The following is a 372-nucleotide window of genomic DNA, read 5'->3' as shown; positions in this document are numbered from 1 at the left end:
GCTGGACTTCTTTACCTGATAAGAAATAATCGGATTTAGTAAGATATATGGAATCCCTTGTTCCTCCAGGTATTGAATAACAGGAGAATGGTAATGCCCTGTAGATTCTAAAATGACCATAGGCATTTGCCCTGTCACCTCTTCAATTTCTTTTAGAAATTCTAAAAAATGATCTAACTCCTCTTTGATATGCTTCATTGAAAAGCTCTTCCCATACGGTTTAGATTGATCTAAAAATGCCTGTACTTGGCTCTCTCCTTTTGCCACATCCAGACCAACAACTGGATTCATTGTTTTTTCCTCCTCTACTTACTAACCAGTACCCCTAGTCCTCCATGTAGTGTCATAGCTTCGCTTGTTATTCGAGATCTG

The 372-nt window shown here is 38.7% G+C and carries 1 protein-coding gene; it reads right to left on the bottom strand.

From position 1 onward, the window contains the following. On the bottom strand, positions 1–291 hold a 291-nt coding region (locus tag IOC57_RS25530; RefSeq protein WP_207441373.1), incomplete at its 3' end, for an IS110 family transposase. Between the last annotated feature and the right edge of the window lie 81 nt (positions 292–372).

The sequence above is a fragment of the Bacillus sp. SD075 genome (assembly GCF_017355165.1).
In the GTDB taxonomy this organism is placed as follows: domain Bacteria; phylum Bacillota; class Bacilli; order Bacillales; family DSM-1321; genus Peribacillus.
The sequence above is the reverse complement of the archived record's forward strand: the minus strand, read 5'-3'. Positions and strand labels throughout refer to the sequence as shown.